The organism is Pseudomonas sediminis (assembly GCF_002741105.1).
GTDB classification, from domain to species: Bacteria; Pseudomonadota; Gammaproteobacteria; order Pseudomonadales; family Pseudomonadaceae; genus Aquipseudomonas; species Aquipseudomonas sediminis.
Map to the genome: position 1 here is coordinate 242,851 of NZ_NIQU01000006.1, position 15,818 is coordinate 258,668.

Annotated in this window: 14 protein-coding genes; 5 read left to right on the top strand and 9 right to left on the bottom strand. The window is 62.9% G+C overall.

Translation table 11 applies throughout. The annotated features are described in order from the left end of the window. Positions 1 to 39 precede the first annotated feature (39 nt). Both CDO35_RS16265 and CDO35_RS16270 read right to left on the bottom strand, forming a co-directional pair. Complete coding sequence (locus CDO35_RS16265; protein WP_099525730.1) at positions 40 to 945, bottom strand: GIDE domain-containing protein; 906 nt, start codon at positions 943 to 945, stop codon at positions 40 to 42. A 10-nt stretch (positions 946 to 955) separates the two neighbouring features. Then, entirely contained in the window at positions 956 to 1,528 is a 573-nt protein-coding gene (locus tag CDO35_RS16270; protein ID WP_074917075.1) for a LemA family protein, read from the bottom strand. A gap of 190 nt (positions 1,529 to 1,718) precedes the next feature. Here CDO35_RS16270 and CDO35_RS16275 point away from each other — a divergent pair, with 190 nt between their 5' ends. Continuing rightward, positions 1,719 to 3,056: an imelysin family protein gene (locus CDO35_RS16275; protein ID WP_099525731.1), complete on the top strand. Its 1,338-nt coding sequence runs from the start codon at positions 1,719 to 1,721 to the stop codon at positions 3,054 to 3,056. A gap of 142 nt (positions 3,057 to 3,198) precedes the next feature. Here CDO35_RS16275 and CDO35_RS16280 read toward each other — a convergent pair whose 3' ends face one another. Next, positions 3,199 to 4,026: a helix-turn-helix transcriptional regulator gene (locus tag CDO35_RS16280; protein ID WP_099525732.1), complete on the bottom strand. Its 828-nt coding sequence runs from the start codon at positions 4,024 to 4,026 to the stop codon at positions 3,199 to 3,201. Between the two features lie 5 nt (positions 4,027 to 4,031). Beyond that, positions 4,032 to 4,601 carry a GNAT family N-acetyltransferase gene (locus CDO35_RS16285; protein ID WP_099525733.1) on the bottom strand — a complete coding sequence of 190 codons (570 nt, stop codon included), beginning with the start codon at positions 4,599 to 4,601 and terminating at the stop codon, positions 4,032 to 4,034. A gap of 205 nt (positions 4,602 to 4,806) precedes the next feature. Here CDO35_RS16285 and CDO35_RS16290 point away from each other — a divergent pair, with 205 nt between their 5' ends. Then, positions 4,807 to 8,295, top strand: a complete 3,489-nt coding sequence (locus CDO35_RS16290; protein ID WP_099525734.1) for a hybrid sensor histidine kinase/response regulator — start codon at positions 4,807 to 4,809, stop codon at positions 8,293 to 8,295. A 74-nt stretch (positions 8,296 to 8,369) separates the two neighbouring features. Here CDO35_RS16290 and CDO35_RS16295 read toward each other — a convergent pair whose 3' ends face one another. The 4 genes from CDO35_RS16295 to CDO35_RS16310 form a co-directional block, all read right to left on the bottom strand. After that, positions 8,370 to 9,731, bottom strand: coding sequence for a DNA recombination protein RmuC (locus tag CDO35_RS16295; protein WP_166432421.1), 1,362 nt, complete (start codon positions 9,729 to 9,731; stop codon positions 8,370 to 8,372). Between the two features lie 179 nt (positions 9,732 to 9,910). After that, positions 9,911 to 10,162 (bottom strand): SEL1-like repeat protein, encoded by a 252-nt coding sequence (locus tag CDO35_RS16300; RefSeq protein ID WP_013716752.1) that lies wholly within the window; start codon positions 10,160 to 10,162, stop codon positions 9,911 to 9,913. A 439-nt stretch (positions 10,163 to 10,601) separates the two neighbouring features. Continuing rightward, positions 10,602 to 11,354, bottom strand: coding sequence for an RES family NAD+ phosphorylase (locus CDO35_RS16305; protein ID WP_099525736.1), 753 nt, complete (start codon positions 11,352 to 11,354; stop codon positions 10,602 to 10,604). A gap of 233 nt (positions 11,355 to 11,587) precedes the next feature. Beyond that, entirely contained in the window at positions 11,588 to 11,959 is a 372-nt protein-coding gene (locus CDO35_RS16310) for an antitoxin Xre/MbcA/ParS toxin-binding domain-containing protein (protein ID WP_099525737.1), read from the bottom strand. Positions 11,960 to 12,091: 132 nt separating this feature from the next. Here CDO35_RS16310 and CDO35_RS16315 point away from each other — a divergent pair, with 132 nt between their 5' ends. The 3 genes from CDO35_RS16315 to CDO35_RS16325 are packed head-to-tail and all read left to right on the top strand — an operon-like array spanning position 12,092 to position 15,223. Continuing rightward, positions 12,092 to 14,647 (top strand): intermembrane phospholipid transport YdbH family protein, encoded by a 2,556-nt coding sequence (locus CDO35_RS16315; RefSeq protein WP_099525738.1) that lies wholly within the window; start codon positions 12,092 to 12,094, stop codon positions 14,645 to 14,647. Positions 14,648 to 14,651: 4 nt separating this feature from the next. Further along, positions 14,652 to 14,843, top strand: a complete 192-nt coding sequence (locus tag CDO35_RS16320) for a YnbE family lipoprotein (RefSeq protein ID WP_099525739.1) — start codon at positions 14,652 to 14,654, stop codon at positions 14,841 to 14,843. 41 nt (positions 14,844 to 14,884) lie between these two features. After that, the gene (locus tag CDO35_RS16325) at positions 14,885 to 15,223 is read left to right on the top strand and encodes a YdbL family probable chaperone protein (protein ID WP_099525740.1); all 339 of its coding nucleotides are present in this window, start codon (positions 14,885 to 14,887) and stop codon (positions 15,221 to 15,223) included. A gap of 62 nt (positions 15,224 to 15,285) precedes the next feature. On the opposite strand, the gene grxD is transcribed toward CDO35_RS16325, so the two are convergent. Continuing rightward, positions 15,286 to 15,612 (bottom strand): Grx4 family monothiol glutaredoxin, encoded by a 327-nt coding sequence (gene grxD / locus CDO35_RS16330; RefSeq protein WP_074682640.1) that lies wholly within the window; start codon positions 15,610 to 15,612, stop codon positions 15,286 to 15,288. Positions 15,613 to 15,818: the final 206 nt, after the last annotated feature.

Genomic DNA, 15,818 nt, shown 5'->3' on the forward strand with positions numbered 1-15,818 from the left:
GATTCGTCGCGGCGTTTTTGTTCTAGCCCGCCACACGGCTTACCAGTTCTGCACACCGAATAACCAGGCCGTGGCCAACGCACCTGCCAGGCACAGCAGGGCGCCACCGGCGGCTTGCCAGTAGAAGCTGCGAGCCAGTTCGTCCTCACCGCTATTGGAAAGAATGAACGGCTGCCGTTCGCCGGGCTTGGCCATGTGATGCCGCGCCGGCTCGGATACCTTTTGCCGATGGCGATCCTCTGCCTCCAGCTGCGCCGCCAGTCGCACGCGATTCCATTCCTGCTCGTCGAGTTCGCCGTTGCCATCGCTGTCGAAGCGCCGCAGCAGGCCGACGTAATCGCTTTTCCATTCACGGATCACTTCGCCCTGAGCGGCCTGCCTGTCGAACCCCTGCTGCGCAGCGCCACGGGTGCGAAAATCGCCGATGGCATACAGCGGCTGGCCAACGTGAAAGCGTTCCTCGCAGTAGCGATAACGCTGACCGCTGGTGAGAAAACCGAACAATCCGCTCTTGGCCGGGCCCAGCGGGTGCCGCAGGTTGCCCTCCCAGACGTCACGCACCGCCGCATGAATCTCGGCACCACGTGGGTCGATCAGACATTCGCCGGTGCCATCGACCAGGCGTAACCAGGCATCGCTGGCGCCACTCTCGATTACCCGCCAGCTGCGCTTCTTGCCGCTGGAACGATATTCCTCGATGCGAAAGCGCCACCACAGGCAGGGCTTGCCAGTCAGCGGCCCGCGCAACTGCATGTCCGGCAGCGTCTCAAGCACCCCATAGAGCTCAACGTAACCCTGCGCCGCCGAGCGAATCTTCGAGGTCGGCGTGTCGAGCAGATGGCGCGCCTGCGACCAACCCCGCAGGCACCACCAGGCGCCGCCCAGGCAGGCGCCTAGAGTGAACGTCAGCGTGAAAAAGAAGCCGAAGGGGTCCGCCTGCATCATCGGCTGACGCTCAATTGAATAGCGACTTCATATCTACATCGGCTTTTTCCGCCTCGCTGAACACCAGCAGTTCGGCAGCCTGGAAGTTGAACATGCGCGCGATGAGTACATCGGGGAACTGCTCGATGCGCACGTTGTTGAGGTTAACCGCCTCGTTGTACAGCTCGCGGCGATCGGCGATGCCGTTTTCCAGGCCGCTGATGCGCTGCTGCAGGTGCTGGAAGCTGTCGTTGGCCTTCAGCTCGGGATAGTTCTCGGCAAGCGCGAATAGCTGGCCGAGGCCCGCGCGCAAACCACTCTCGGCCTTGCCCAGAGCGCCGACATCATGTTGTTCGCGAGCACTGGCAACGGCGCTACGCGCTGCAATCACCCGCTCCAGGGTCGAGCCTTCGTACTGCATGTACTGCTTGCAGGTTTCCACCAGCTTGGGCAGTTCGTCATGCCGCTGCTTGAGCAGCACATCGATGTTCGACCAAGCCTTGCTCACGCCATGCTTGAGGCGTACCAGCCCGTTGTACAACGACACCGCGTAGGCGCCGAGCAGGACGAGGACAACGATGATGATCACAGCGGTCAGGCTCATGCAGTTTTCTCCATGCAGAACTGCGAATCGGGTGCTGGCATTCTAACGGCAACAAGCTGGCCCGATAGCGATATCCCGCACAACGACAAATAATGGCCTTTACACATAATGCGAAACATTTGCATTATGTCGCAGTTTTTCAGGTACCACTGAGTACCGTCCACATTTCGTACATGCAAAGGACCCCGCCATGATTCGTATGCCTCTGGCCTCCGCCAGCCTGCTGGCCATCGCCATTTCCCTCGCTGGCTGTGGCGAAGACAAAGCCCCCGCCCCCCAGGCTGCAGCGCCTGCCGCCGCCACCGAGAGCGCAGCGCCAGCCACTGCGGCGAAGGTCGACGAAGCAGCGGCGAAGGCCGTGGTCAATCATTACGCCGATCTCGCCCTGGCCGTGTTCAGCGACGCAGCGAGCACCGGCAAGGCCCTGCAAAGCGCGGTAGACGCCCTGCTCGCCGCCCCCAGCGAAGCGACTCTGAAAGCTGCGCGCGAAGCCTGGTTGGCCGCACGCGTGCCGTACATGCAGACCGAAGTGTTCCGTTTCGGTAACCCGGTGGTCGACGAATGGGAAGGTCAGCTCAACGCCTGGCCGCTGGACGAAGGCCTGATCGACTACGTGGCCGAAGACTACCAGCACGCTCTGGGCAACCCGGGCGCACAAGCCAATATCATCGCCAACACCGAAATCCAGGTCGGTGAAGACAAGATCGACGTCAGCGAAATCACTGGCGAGCTGCTGGCCAGCCTGAACGAACTGGGTGGCTCCGAGGCCAACGTCGCCACCGGCTACCACGCCATCGAATTCCTGCTCTGGGGCCAGGACCTCAATGGCACCGAACCGGGTGCTGGCGAGCGTCCCTACACCGACTACCTGGTGGGTGAAGGCGCTACCGGTGGCCACAACGAACGCCGCCGCACTTACCTGAAAGCCGCCACCGACCTGCTGGTCAGCGACCTGAACGACATGGTCGAGCAGTGGAAGGACGGCGTAGAAGGCAACTACCGCAGCGAACTGGTCGCCGATTCGGCAGACAACGGTCTGCGCAAGATGCTGTTCGGCATGGGCAGCCTGTCGCTCGGCGAACTGGCCGGCGAGCGCATGAAGGTCGCACTGGAGGCCAACTCCACCGAAGACGAGCATGACTGCTTCAGCGACAACACCCACAACTCGCACTTCTACAACGGCAAAGGCATTCGCAACGTTTACCTGGGCGAGTACAAGAAGGTCGACGGCAGCACCCTGACCGGCCCGAGCCTGTCCGAACTGGTGGCAAAGGCTGACGCCCAGGCCGACGCCACGCTCAAGGCCGACCTGCAGGAAACCGAAGCCAAGCTGCAAGCGCTGGTCGACAGTGCCGAGAAGAACAACGTGCACTTCGATCAGTTGATCGCGGAAGGCAACGCGGAAGGTCAGCAACTGGTACGTGATGCCATCGCCGCACTGGTCAAGCAGACCGGCGCCATCGAACAGGCCGCGGGCAAGCTGGGCATCAGCGACCTGAACCCGGACACCGCCGATCACGAATTCTGATCGACATAGCGGGCTGAAAGAGCCGGCGCCTCCGTAAGGAGCGCCGGTTTTTTTATGGCGGCCGTTACCGTTCGGTAGGGTGCGCCGCGCGCACCGGGGAAATGTACGGAGTCCTGGTGCGCACGGCGCACCCTACGAACTATCAGCTTCGTGCCACCGCGCTGCGATATTCGCCTGGGCTCACGCCATAAACCTGCTTGAACTGTCGCGACAAGTGGCTCTGATCGGCGAAGCCCAGTTGCATCGCCACAGCGACCGCCGTGCAACCCGTCTTGAGCAACGCCCGCGCCTGTTCGAGGCGACGCTGTTTGAGCCAGGCATGCGGCGGCAAGCCGGTCGCGCGGCGAAATACGCGCGCGAAGTGAAAAGGTGAGAGGTTGACCGCAGCCGCCAGCTCTTCCAGCGACGGCGGCTCGACCAGTCGCTCGGCGAGCATCTGCTTGGCACAAGCCACGGCCCAGGGCTCGCGCCCAGGCACAGGTGGTTCGGCGAGCTGTGCATGATGCTGGAACAGCAACAGGATCGCCTCACGCCAGGCCAATTGCTGCTGCAACGCCTCGGCGCCATGTTCGAGCAGTTGGTGCAGTTGCAGAAAGGCCGCGTGCAAACGCGGATCATGCAGCACGCTGAAGGTAAACGACGGCATGCCAGCCTTGGCCAGACCCAGCTCCTGTAGCGCTCCCAGTACCTGGGCGTTGTCGGGATAGAAACCGCGATAGCGCCAGCCGTCTTCGTGCGCCTTGGAGCCGGTGTGCACTTCATCAGGGTTGATCAGCACCATACTGCCCTGCGGCGCCAAATGATCGCAGCCACGGTGGCGAAAGCGCTGGGCGCCATGCTCGATCACGGTGAAGACGAACCCTTCATGTACGTGCGGCGCGAAACGCTGCTCGAGGTAGCGCGCCTGCAACAGCTCGACTCCGCTCAATGCGGAGGCTTGCCAGAAGCGGGTCTGCTCACGACTGTGCATACGGCTCAGGCGTTGAAGCCCGCCTCCATCGCCTCACGCAGCGCCGGCCATTCCAGGTCGGTGATGCTGTACAGCACGGTGTCATCGAGCCGGCCATCAGCCAGGCGGCGATGGTTGCGCAGCAACCCTTCACGAACTGCGCCGAGCTTCTCGATAGCGCGTTGCGAACGCAGGTTGCTGGCGGCAGTTTTCAGCTGCACGCGGACCATGCCCCAATTTTCGAAAGCGTGCTTGAGCATCAAATACTTGATGCTGGCGTTCAACCCGCTGCCATGCTGGCGGTGATCAAGCCAGGTCCAGCCAATTTCACAGGCCGGCAGGGTGTTCATGAAGTCGGCGAAGCGCGTGGTACCCACCATTTCGTCACCCAGGCGAATGACGAACGGCAGTGCCCGCTGCTCACGCAGATCGGCCAGCGCGCTGCGGTACCAGTCCAGCCGCTGGGTACCGCTCATGTACAGCAGCTCCTCGCGGTTAGCCTCGGCCAGCGCCACCAGGCCAGGGATATCGGCGTCGGAGAGCGGTTCCAGGCGCAGAGCGCCACGTTGCAAAGTCACCAGCTGCGGCTTGAACATAGGGTCCTTCCTCGGACAGAGTCGCAAACCAGCCAAGCTATCAGCCCCTGCGCTGCGGCACAATCGAGTCCCGTCGCAAAGCACGCCGGCTTGGCTGCTACCTTGGTCGCAGCCGACAGCGCGTGGCTTTGTGCAACACTGATCAACATCGGCCTCGCCTCGGCGGCCAGGCTCATTTCGTTCCAGCGCGCGTTTCGGAGTCTGCATGTCGTTGTCCCCCGGGTTGATCGCCGCGGTCGCCCTGATCTACATGACCATTCTTTTCGCCATCGCTTTCTATGGCGACCGCCGCAGCGCGCCCATGCCGCCGAAGATTCGCGCCTGGGTGTACTCGCTGTCGCTGGCCGTCTACTGCACCAGCTGGACCTTCTTCGGCGCCGTCGGCCAAGCCGCCGAACAGTTGTGGTCGTTCCTGCCGATCTACCTGGGCCCGATCATTCTGCTGCTGACCATGCCCTGGGTACTGCAGAAGATGGTGATGATCAGCAAGCAGGAGAACATCACCTCCATCGCCGACTTCATCGCCGCGCGCTACGGCAAGTCGCAGTCCCTGGCCATCGTCGTGGCGCTGATCTGCCTGGTCGGTGTGTTGCCCTATATCGCCCTGCAACTCAAGGGCATCGTGCTCGGGGTCAACCTGCTGATCGGCGTTCATGCCCAGGACACCGGTACCAGCGCCCAGGACACCGCGCTGATCGTGTCACTGGCCCTGGCGTTGTTCACCATTCTATTCGGCACCCGCAACCTCGACGTCACCGAGCACCATCGCGGCATGGTGCTGGCGATTGCCTTCGAGTCGCTGGTCAAGCTGCTGGCCTTCCTCGCCGTGGGCGCCTTCGTCACCTTCGGCCTGTACAACGGTTTCAACGACCTGCTGGAGCAGGCGCACAACACCGCCGAGCTGGATGACTTCTGGAACGAAGCGGTGAACTGGCCGGCCATGCTGGTGCAGACCGGCATGGCGATGATTGCCATCGTCTGCCTGCCGCGGCAGTTCCACGTCACCGTGGTGGAGAACATCGAACCCAAGGACCTGCGCCTGGCGCGCTGGGTATTCCCGGCCTATCTGGTGCTGGCCGTGCTGTTCGTCGTGCCCATCGCCCTCGCCGGACAGATGCTGCTGCCAGCAGGCGTGACACCGGACTCCTTCGTGATCAGCCTGCCCCTGGCCGAAGCCCATCCGGGCCTGGCGGTACTAGCCTTCATCGGCGGCGCCTCGGCCGCCACCGGCATGGTGATCGTCGCTTCGGTGGCGCTGTCGACCATGATATCCAACGATATGCTGCTGCCCTGGCTGTTGCGTCGGCAGAGTACCGAGCGGCCGTTCGAGGCTTTCCGTCACTGGATGCTCACCGCGCGCCGGGTCAGCATCGTGCTGATCCTCTTACTGGCCTACGTCTGCTATCGCCTGCTCGGCGAAGGCGCCAGCCTGGCCACCATTGGCCAGGTGTCGTTTGCCGCCATTGGCCAACTGGCCCCCGCCATGTTCGGCGCCTTGGTGTGGAAGCAAGCCAACCGCCGCGGCGTATTCGCTGGCCTGATCTTCGGCGCCATGCTCTGGTTCTACACCCTGGTGCTGCCGCTGGCGGCACGTGGCATGGGTTGGTCGCTGGACAGCTTCCCCGGGCTCACCGCCCTGCTCTACGCCCCCATCGGCCTGCAGGTCGACCCGCTGACGCGCGGCGTGGTGCTGTCACTGGCTGGCAACATGCTGCTGTTCGCCTGGGTTTCCTGGTTCTCTCGAACCCGAGTTTCCGAGCATTGGCAGGCCGGGCGCTTCATCGGCCATGACCTGGGCACCAAACCCAGCAACCGCAGCCTGCTGGCAGTGCAGGTGGCCGATTTGCTGATGCTGTCCAGCCGTTTCGTCGGCGAAGAACGCGCACGCCAGAGCTTCAATCGCTTCGCCCTGCGACAGGGCAAAGGCAAGGACTTCGATCCCAACCAGCCGGCCAATAGTGAGTGGATCGCCCACACCGAACGTCTGCTCGCTGGCGTGCTGGGCGCATCCTCGACCCGCGCAGTGGTCAAGGCCGCCATCGAAGGCCGCGAGATGCAGGTCGAGGATGTGGTACGCATCGTCGACGAGGCCAGCGAGGTACTGCAGTTCAACCGCGCCTTGCTGCAGGGTGCGATCGAGAACATCACCCAGGGCATCAGCGTGGTCGACCAGAACCTGCGTCTGGTGGCCTGGAACCACCGTTACCTGGAATTGTTCGAGTACCCCGAGGGCCTGATCTACGTAGGGCGCCCCATTGCCGAGATCATTCGCTTCAATGCCGAGCGTGGCATGCTGGGCAGCGGCGATCTGGAGGAGAACGTCGCCAAGCGCCTGTACTGGATGCGCCAGGGTACCGCTCACAGCTATGAGCGGGTATTCCCCAACGGCCGGGTGATCGAGCTGATCGGCAATCCCATGCCGGGCGGTGGTTTCGTCATGAGCTTCACCGACATCACCGAATTCCGCGAAGCCGAGCGCGCCCTTAAGGACGCCAACGAAAGCCTCGAACGACGGGTTGCCGAACGCACCCATGAGCTGTCGAAGCTGAACCAGGCACTGACCGAAGCCAAGGCCCACGCCGAAGCCGCCAACCAATCGAAAACGCGCTTCCTCGCCGCCGTCAGCCATGACCTGATGCAACCGCTCAATGCAGCCAGACTGTTCTCCGCAGCGCTGGCCCACCAGGATGACGCCCTGCCCAACGAGGCCCAGGAGCTGGTACGGCATCTGGACAGCTCGTTGCGTTCGGCCGAGGACCTGATCACCGACCTGCTGGATATCTCGCGCCTGGAAAACGGCCGGATCACGCCGGACCGTCACGCCTTCGCCCTCTCCAGCCTGTTCGACACCCTCGCCGCCGAGTTCGGCGTGCTGGCTGCTGAACAGGGTATCGACCTGCGCGTACGCGGCAGTCGGCAATGGATCGACAGCGACATCAAGCTGCTACGTCGAGTGCTGCAGAACTTCCTGACCAACGCCTTCCGCTACGCCAAAGGCCGCGTGGTGTTGGGAGTACGCCGTGAAGGCAATCAGTTGCGCCTGGAAGTCTGGGACCGCGGCATGGGTATCCCCGAGGACAAGCGCAAGGTGATCTTCGAGGAATTCAAGCGCCTCGACAGCCACCAGACGCGCGCCGAGAAAGGCCTGGGTTTGGGCCTGGCGATTGCCGACGGTCTCTGCCGCGTGCTCGCCCACCGCCTGGAAGTGCGCTCCTGGCCAGGTAAAGGCAGCGTGTTCAGCGTCAGCGTGCCGCTGGCGAGAAAACCGGCGCCGAAGCCACAAGGCCCAGTCGTACCGGCAGTCGATGGCCAGCCCTTGCAGGGCACCCAGGTGATCTGCATCGACAACGAAGACAGCATCCTCACCGGCATGTACAGCCTGCTGTCACGCTGGGGCTGCCAGGTGTGGACAGCGCGTAATCGTCTGGAGTGCGAGCACCTGCTCAGCGAGGACGTACGCCCGCAACTGGCGCTGATCGACTACCACCTCGACGAGGGCGAAACCGGCACCGAACTGATGGCCTGGCTACGCACGCGCCTGGGCGAACCGGTACCGGGAGTAGTGATCAGCGCTGACGGCCGCCCGGAACTGGTCGCCGAGGTCCATGCCGCCGGCCTCGACTACCTGCCTAAACCGGTCAAGCCTGCGGCCCTGCGGGCATTGCTCAGCCGCCACCTGACGTTGCGTGGCTAGCCGCATCTTGGCCGGAGGCTTGCGCCCTTTTAACCACTGCTGAGCGTGTCACCGGCGCGGCATGCGGTGTCAGCTCACTCGCCCAGCTCATCCAGTGCTGGCAGATCAGCGGAGCGCTCGAGCAGCTCGCCTGGCAGGCTCTTGCTCGCACGAGCGCCCAGCAGCTTGAGATTCTCCACACGGCCGATGAGGTTGCCGCGACCGTCCACCAGCTTGTTGCGGGCACTGGCGTAAGCCTTGTCCAACTGCTGCAGACGGCTGCCCATCTCGTCCAGATCGGCGACGAAGGCGACGAACTTGTCGTATAGCTGACCGGCGCGCTCAGCGATCTCGCGGGCGTTCTGGCCCTGACGCTCCTGGCGCCAGAGGCTGTCGATCACCCGCAGCGTAGCCAGCAAGGTAGTCGGGCTGACGATCACCACCTGCTGCTCGAAGGCCTCCTGGAACAGGTCCGGCTCGGCCTGCAGCGCCGCGGCGAAGGCCGCCTCGATGGGCACGAAGAGCAGCACGAAATCCAGACTGTGCAGCCCTTCCAAGCGCTGATAATCCTTGCCGGACAGACCCTTGAGGTGGCTACGCAGCGAGATAAGGTGTTGCTTGAGCGCCTGTTGGCGAATCGGTTCGTCCACTGCCGCGACATACTGCTGGTAAGCGCTGAGGCTGACCTTGGCATCGACGATCACCTGCCTGTCGCCTGGAAGGCGGATGAGCACGTCAGGCTGAAAACGCTCGCCACCGGCGCCCTTGAGGCTGACCTGGGTGTGGTACTCACGCCCCTTCTCCAGGCCGGCATGTTCCAACACCCGCTCCAGCACCAACTCGCCCCAGTTGCCCTGAGTCTTCTGGCCCTTGAGTGCACGGGTCAGATTGGTTGCCTCGTCGCCCAGGCGCTGATTGAGCTGCTGCAGGCGCTCCAACTCCTTGTTCAGGGAAAAACGCTCTCGCGCTTCTTGTTGATAACTCTCGTCGACGCGCTTCTCGAACGCCTGGATGCGCTCCTTGAGTGGGTCGAGCAACTGGCCGAGGCGCTGCTGGCTGGTCTCCGCGAAACGCTGCTCACGCTCATCGAAGATCTTCGTTGCCAGTTCGGAGAACTGGGCGCGCAGCTCGTTGCGCGCGCCCTGCAGATCATCAAGACGCTGCTGCTGGTTGTCGCGGTTTTCCTGCAGCTCGGCAGCCAGCGCCGCACACTCGGCGGTGAGCCGACGCAATTCAGCTTCGTTACGTTCGCGCTGCTGATTCCAAGACTGCGCGGCCTCGCGGGCAATCTGCCGCTCCTGCTGCAGCAGCTCATTCTCACGGCGCAAACCGGCCAACTCGGTTTGCTGCTCCACCTTGATCTCGCTGACCTCGGCCAACTCGGCGCGACAATCATCGAGTTGCGCCAGCAAACCGGTCTGGCTGAGCTGCGCATGCTCCAGGCGCTCCTGCAGCAACGCCTGTTCGCCTTGCTCGCGAGCCAGCCGGCGCTGCAAGGACCAAAGGCCTGCCAATAGCGGAACCAGCGCAACGGCGATGCCGATAGCGAGAGAGAGGGGATCGATTGGCATAGACGCTCCATGTTTGACCGCCGTGCAGTATACCCGCCGGCGATTTACACGGGGCCAGCACGCAATCAGCGTGAAAGACGCTCCAGCTCCAGCTGGGCGCCACGGTCGCCCGCGCGCGCGGCCTGGCGCAGCAGCTCATAACCGATGCGGCGATCACGGGTATTACCGCAGTCGCGGCAGAGCAGTTGGCCCAACCGGCTTTGTGCCTGGACACAGCCCTTGCGCGCAGGCTGCTTGAGCAGGTTGCCGGCGATGCGTTTGACACTGGGGGTTTGCCCCAGACGCGGGCTGTCGAGCAGCCACAGCGCAACGCGCATGGGCAGACGAGAAGAACCGGGACGGGTCGCAGAGGATGAAGCAGGTAAAGCGCGAGGCATAAATACAGAGGGGGGTGACTGCCGGGGCGCGCCACTCTACTCCTTTTTTCTCGAAGGTAAAGCCTTGCCTGCCAGATCGATTACGGCTGCTAGAAAGAGTTCCCTCACAATCCACAGAAGCTGTGGATAACTCCGTGCACAACTTGGGCGAAAGAACTCACAGGCCTGATGCCATGGGGCTCGCAGTCAAACTGTCGATTTTTTCACCAATGGAAAAAGTGCATATTTTTCATTGACTTAAAAATCAACCACGGAAAATCAAGCGCTTAGCGGCGTTTCTGACAGTGATGTGACAGCCTGCTTCAGCATTGTGCACAACTCCCTGCGACAGATCCGCGCAGCGCTCTGTTTCGGGGCATCTACCGCACCAGCGCAGGCGTTACGCGGGGTGAGGCAATTGCCCTTGCACCAGAAACTGCTCCCAGTGAAACAGCCGCGGTTGATCCGGAGTTTGGGCATGCTTGAACGCTACGTACTCACCCGTGGTTTCACACAACCAGGCGGTCAGATTGCGCGGGCGCTTCTCCGCAAACGCAGCCGGCACGTAGAGCGCGACATTGCTGCCACCATCCGGGCAGCGCGCCGAGCGGTACTCGAAGGCCTGGATGCCCGCTGCACGCATCGCCACACCGAGGCGCTGGGGCACGCTGTAGTCGCTAGGGTGAGCCAACAGGACGCCATGCCCCTCGAAGGGTGGCTTGTGCAACTGGATACCGCGTTCGACGCGATAACGCGCCTCGAAGGTGGAATGCTCGGAGAGGATGCGGCCACTGGGCGGCGCAGTGGCCATGCCATTCCACAGGACGAAACGGTAGTAGGCAGCCTCGGCCATCGCCGTTTCCAGGCGCTGAGCGGCGTAGAACAGGCTGGGTTCGTGTACGGTGCCGAAGCGCGAACCCCAGCGCAGCGGTGGATAACGAAACGGCGTCTTCAACAGATAGTGCAGTGGCTCGGTAGCCTCCGGCAGCGGCGGTTTGCTGTTCTCGAGCAACTCCTCGAGCAGGGCCTGCTCGGCGAGGTTATCCACCAGTTGCAGGGTCGCGACCTGCGCCTGGCTCTCCACCATGCGCAACAGCTTGCCGCGCAGCGGTCGCACCTGCCGCTCGCCGTCGCATAGTTGCCAGATGTCCATGGCGATACCTCCTTAAAGCGCAGAGCCTGCTCAAAGCATCGCGAGCTAGAGCCGTGCAAGGCAAAAATAGGCGAGGAACGGTCGGAGTCGCGCGCGACTGTACTTTTGTACGTTCGCATGACTCGCTGCGCTCGCCCCTTCGAGGCCGCACTAGCGTGCGTTGGCCGCAAACGGCCTACCGAGTCTGTTTTTAACGCAGCAGGGCCGACGCGCAGCAGGCTTTGAGCAGGCTCTCAGACCTTGCCGCGAATGGCGTCCAAATACTCGACGACACGCACCAACCCCTGCACCTGACTCATCTGCTGCAGCGGTACGCCAGCCAGATGGCGATTCTCGGTACGCAGGAAATGGCGCATATCCTGCTGATTGCCGCCAAACAGGGCGAACAACGCGCGGTAGGCGCGTATCAACAGCAGGGCCAGTTCGCCGGTCTTGCTTTGCGGGCGCAAACCGCCCTGCTCGTTCCAGCGGCTGATGGCACTGCGATGGACGCCGACGATATCGGCCAACTCCTGCTGGGTCAGCCCCAGGTGCTCACGAGTATTGAGCAAGGCCTTGGCCAGTACCGCATCGGCGTCAGGCTGGCTGCGAGTCACTGCACTCATCATGTCCTCCTACGCGTGTTTAGAACAAATAAATCAAAAAAAGCTGTAAACACACAATAGCACGGAAAGCTGCTTGGCACCCACCCGAGCATGGGTTACCGTCCCCTGCACGGCATCTGGCAAGGAGAACTCATGAGCCGCCGGCGTTTCTGGCTGAGCATCTGCGTAGCGACTCTGGCAGTGTTGTCGCTACTCGCCTGCTATGCCGGCTACCGCTTGCAACAACTGCTCGAGGAGCAGCACATCGAGCTGGACTGGCAACGCCTGAGCCTGTCCTGGCGCGGCGTGCAGTTGCACGATGTGCGTATGACCCAGCGTCAGAGCGGTGAGTTGCGTGCACAGGCCAGCCAACTGCAACTCGAATGGCTGGCCAGCGAGGCGCCGCGCTATCGCCTGCTTGCCCAAGGCCTGCAAGTTGCCTGGCAACCCGCCCCGGCAGCGACGCCAAACCAGGCCGACAGTGACCTCGGTGCCCTCGTCGAGCGCACGCTCAACACCCTGCCATGGCTGCCACGACAGATCGAGGTGCGCGACGCCCACGCGCAGCTGCCTTGCCATGGCGGTCAATGCACGCTCGACGGCAACCTCAGCCTGCAGCACCTGGACGATGCACTGCAGTTGCACCTGCAACTTGAGCGTGAGACGCACAGTGCACGGCTACACGCGCGCCTGCAGGGTCTGGACAGTACGCCGGACAGCACACGCCAGTTGGAGATGAGCCTGCACCTCGACGACCAGCAGCAAATGGAGCTGCACAGCGATGTCCTCGCCCAGGGCAATGCGCTGCAGTGGTCTGGCAACCTGCTGCTCGCCCCTCTGCAGGAGATTGCCTGGGTCGGCGCCTGGCTGAGCGAATGGACCCCACTCGACGCAGCCAACCTGCCCGCAACGCCGCAGCAAGCCGGCATCATCGCTCAGTGGCAACTGCAGCTGCCACAGACCACCCGCCAGCTCGAAGAGCTGCTGGCCGCGCCGGGATGGCTGCGTGTCGATGCCCAGTTGCCACAACCCTGGCCACTGCCCAGCGTCGGCATGATCAGCGGCGAACTGCAGCTCGACCTGCTCAACGCCAGCGGCACCTGGCAGGCGCGCAAGCTGCACGGCAATCTGCTACTCGACACGCAGGACGCATCCTGGCTGTCCGCCCTGCCAAGTGGCTTGCGCCCCAACAAGTTGCAGATGCAGCTCACGCTACTGCAGAGCAGCCTCGACAACGAACTGACCGTGCAACTGAAGCTCGCCGGCCAGGGAGCGCTCAAGCTGCAAGCAAGTGCCGAGCTCGGTCTGCATCAATCCCCTGACTGGTCGCTGAACGTCCGTCAGCTGCAACTCGACGCCCGTAGCAAGCGCACGGATCTGCCAGGCAGCCGTGCCGATGGCCTGCACCTGAACCTGGGCCTGACTGGTAGTGCAACCACGCAGCAGGTGCAATTCAAGACCACCGGCACCTCTCGCCTGGCAATCCAGCGCCTGCGCAGCAGCGATCTGGAGCTGCTGCAGGCTCAACTGACACTCGCCGGTCTCAACCTTGCTGGCGCGCCACGCTCACCCATGCTGTCCGGACCGCTGACGCTGCGCATACAGAGTCTGCAACACCCGCAACTGCAGGCGCAGGGCTGGCAATGGCAAGGGCGGCTGGAAGCCGACAGCGCCAGCCAGGCACTCGATGGTGCATTGCTGGCGGACTCTGGGCTGAGCATGGCACTGCGCCTGAACAACACCGCCGATGCACTGGGGCTGAACGCCACAGTCGATGAACTCTTCCTGCGCGCAGGCAACCCGCTGGCCCATACGCTAGCGAGCTGGCCGCCGCTGTTGACGCTGGATAATGGCCGTATCCAGGCCGACGCCAGCCTCAGCCTGCCCACTGGCAAGCCCGTGCAACTGAGGGCGAAGCTCAGCGGCAAAGGCCTGGCCGGCATCTATGACCGCAGCACGCTGAGCGGTGTGGACGCCGAATTGCACCTGCGCCTCGCGGGCGAGCGCCTGACACTGGAGCTGCCGAGCCTGAGCGCGAAACAGCTCGACCCCGGTATCGCCCTAGGCCCTTTGCAACTGCAGGCCAGTTATCAGGCCAGCCTGCAACGCCCTCTGGCCGGCAGCTTCAGCCATCAACGCGCGGAACTGGGCATCCTTGGCGGCAGCCTGAGCCTGGAACCAGCGACCTGGGCACTGGATCGCCCCAGCCAGTTGCTGCCACTGAAGCTCAGCGGCCTGGATCTGCAGGAGCTGTTTCGCGTCTATCCAGCCGAAGGGCTCGCCGGCAATGGGCTGATCGACGGCACCTTGCCGCTGCGCCTGGGCGGCGCCATCAGCATCGAACAGGGCCTGATCGAAGCCAGGCCGCCAGGAGGGCAACTGAGTTTTCACTCGCCGCGCATTCGCGCCATGGGCCAGGCCAACCCGGGTATGAAGCTGGTCACCGACGCACTGGAGGACTTCCACTACGATCTGCTCAGCAGTAGCGTCGACTATGATCAGTCCGGCACACTGCAGCTAGGTATGCGCCTGCATGGGCAGAACCCGGCCATCGAGAAGGGCCGGCCCATCCACTTCAATATCAATCTGGAAGAAGACATTCCGGCCTTGCTGGCCAGCCTGCAACTGACCGACAAGGTGAGTGGGATCATCCAGCAACGGATTCAGCAATGGATGCGCCAGCGTGTCCCCCAAGAATCAAAGGAGTAGCGCCATGCGCACGTACCGCCTCCTCGCAGTCCTGAGCCTGGGGCTGCTGTGCCAGGCCTGTACCCCAACGGTACAACTGGCGATGCCGAACGAACCGATCAACATCAACCTGAACGTCAAGGTCGAGCACGAAATCTACATCAAGGTGGACAAGGCGCTGGACAGTGTATTTAGCGAAGGCAGCGGTCTGTTTTGAGCCCACTGTTTCGGCATGAACAGGTCCTACGGAGAGAGACGATGATTCGATACATTTCGACCCTGCTGCTGGCACTCACCCTCAGCCTGCCGGCCTACGCACTGAACCTCAACCAGGCCATGAGCGCGCTGGGCGACGCCAAGGCCAGCGGCCAGCTCGGCGAGCAACCCAACGGCTATCTGGGCGTGGTCAAAGCCGGCGGCCAGGCCGATGAAATCGCCCGACTGATCAACCAGGCACGTCGCGCAGAATACCAGAAGGTCGCGCAGGACAACGGTATCAGCCTGAACGACGTGGAAGCCATCGCCGGCAAGAAGGCCATCGAGCGCACGCCCAAGGGCCAGTTCATCCAGCTGAACGGCCAGTGGCTGCAGAAATAGACAGCAGATGGCAGAAACGAAAGAACCCGCCTAGGCGGGTTCTTTTTTTGCAAATGCAGTGATCAGGCGTCGGCCTTACCCACAGCATCCTTGATCAGGGTCTGCAGCTCGCCCTTCTCGTACATCTCGGTGAGGATGTCGCTACCGCCGACCAGCTCACCGCCGACCCACAGCTGCGGGAAGGTCGGCCAGTTGGCGTACTTCGGCAGGTTGGCGCGGATTTCCGGGTTCTGCAGGATGTCGACGTAGGCGAACTTCTCGCCGCAGCCCATCACGACCTGAGCAGCACGGGCCGAGAAGCCACACTGCGGCGCGTTGGGCGAGCCTTTCATGTACAGCAGAACAGTGTTGTTGGCGATCTGCTCTTTGATGGTTTCGATGATATCCATGGGGCACCTCAGCATAGACTTCGCGACCCAACGGTCGCCACGGTGGCGCGATTGTAGCGAAAAGCCGAGCATAATGCTCGGCCTTGCCGTCCTCCCTAGACCTGCTTACGACCTCGCGAGCTAGAGACATGCAAGGCGCAACGACCAACGGGTGTATCAGCCGAAGGCTGCCCCGAAGGGTGAGCGCCAGCGAGCCAACAGGCGAG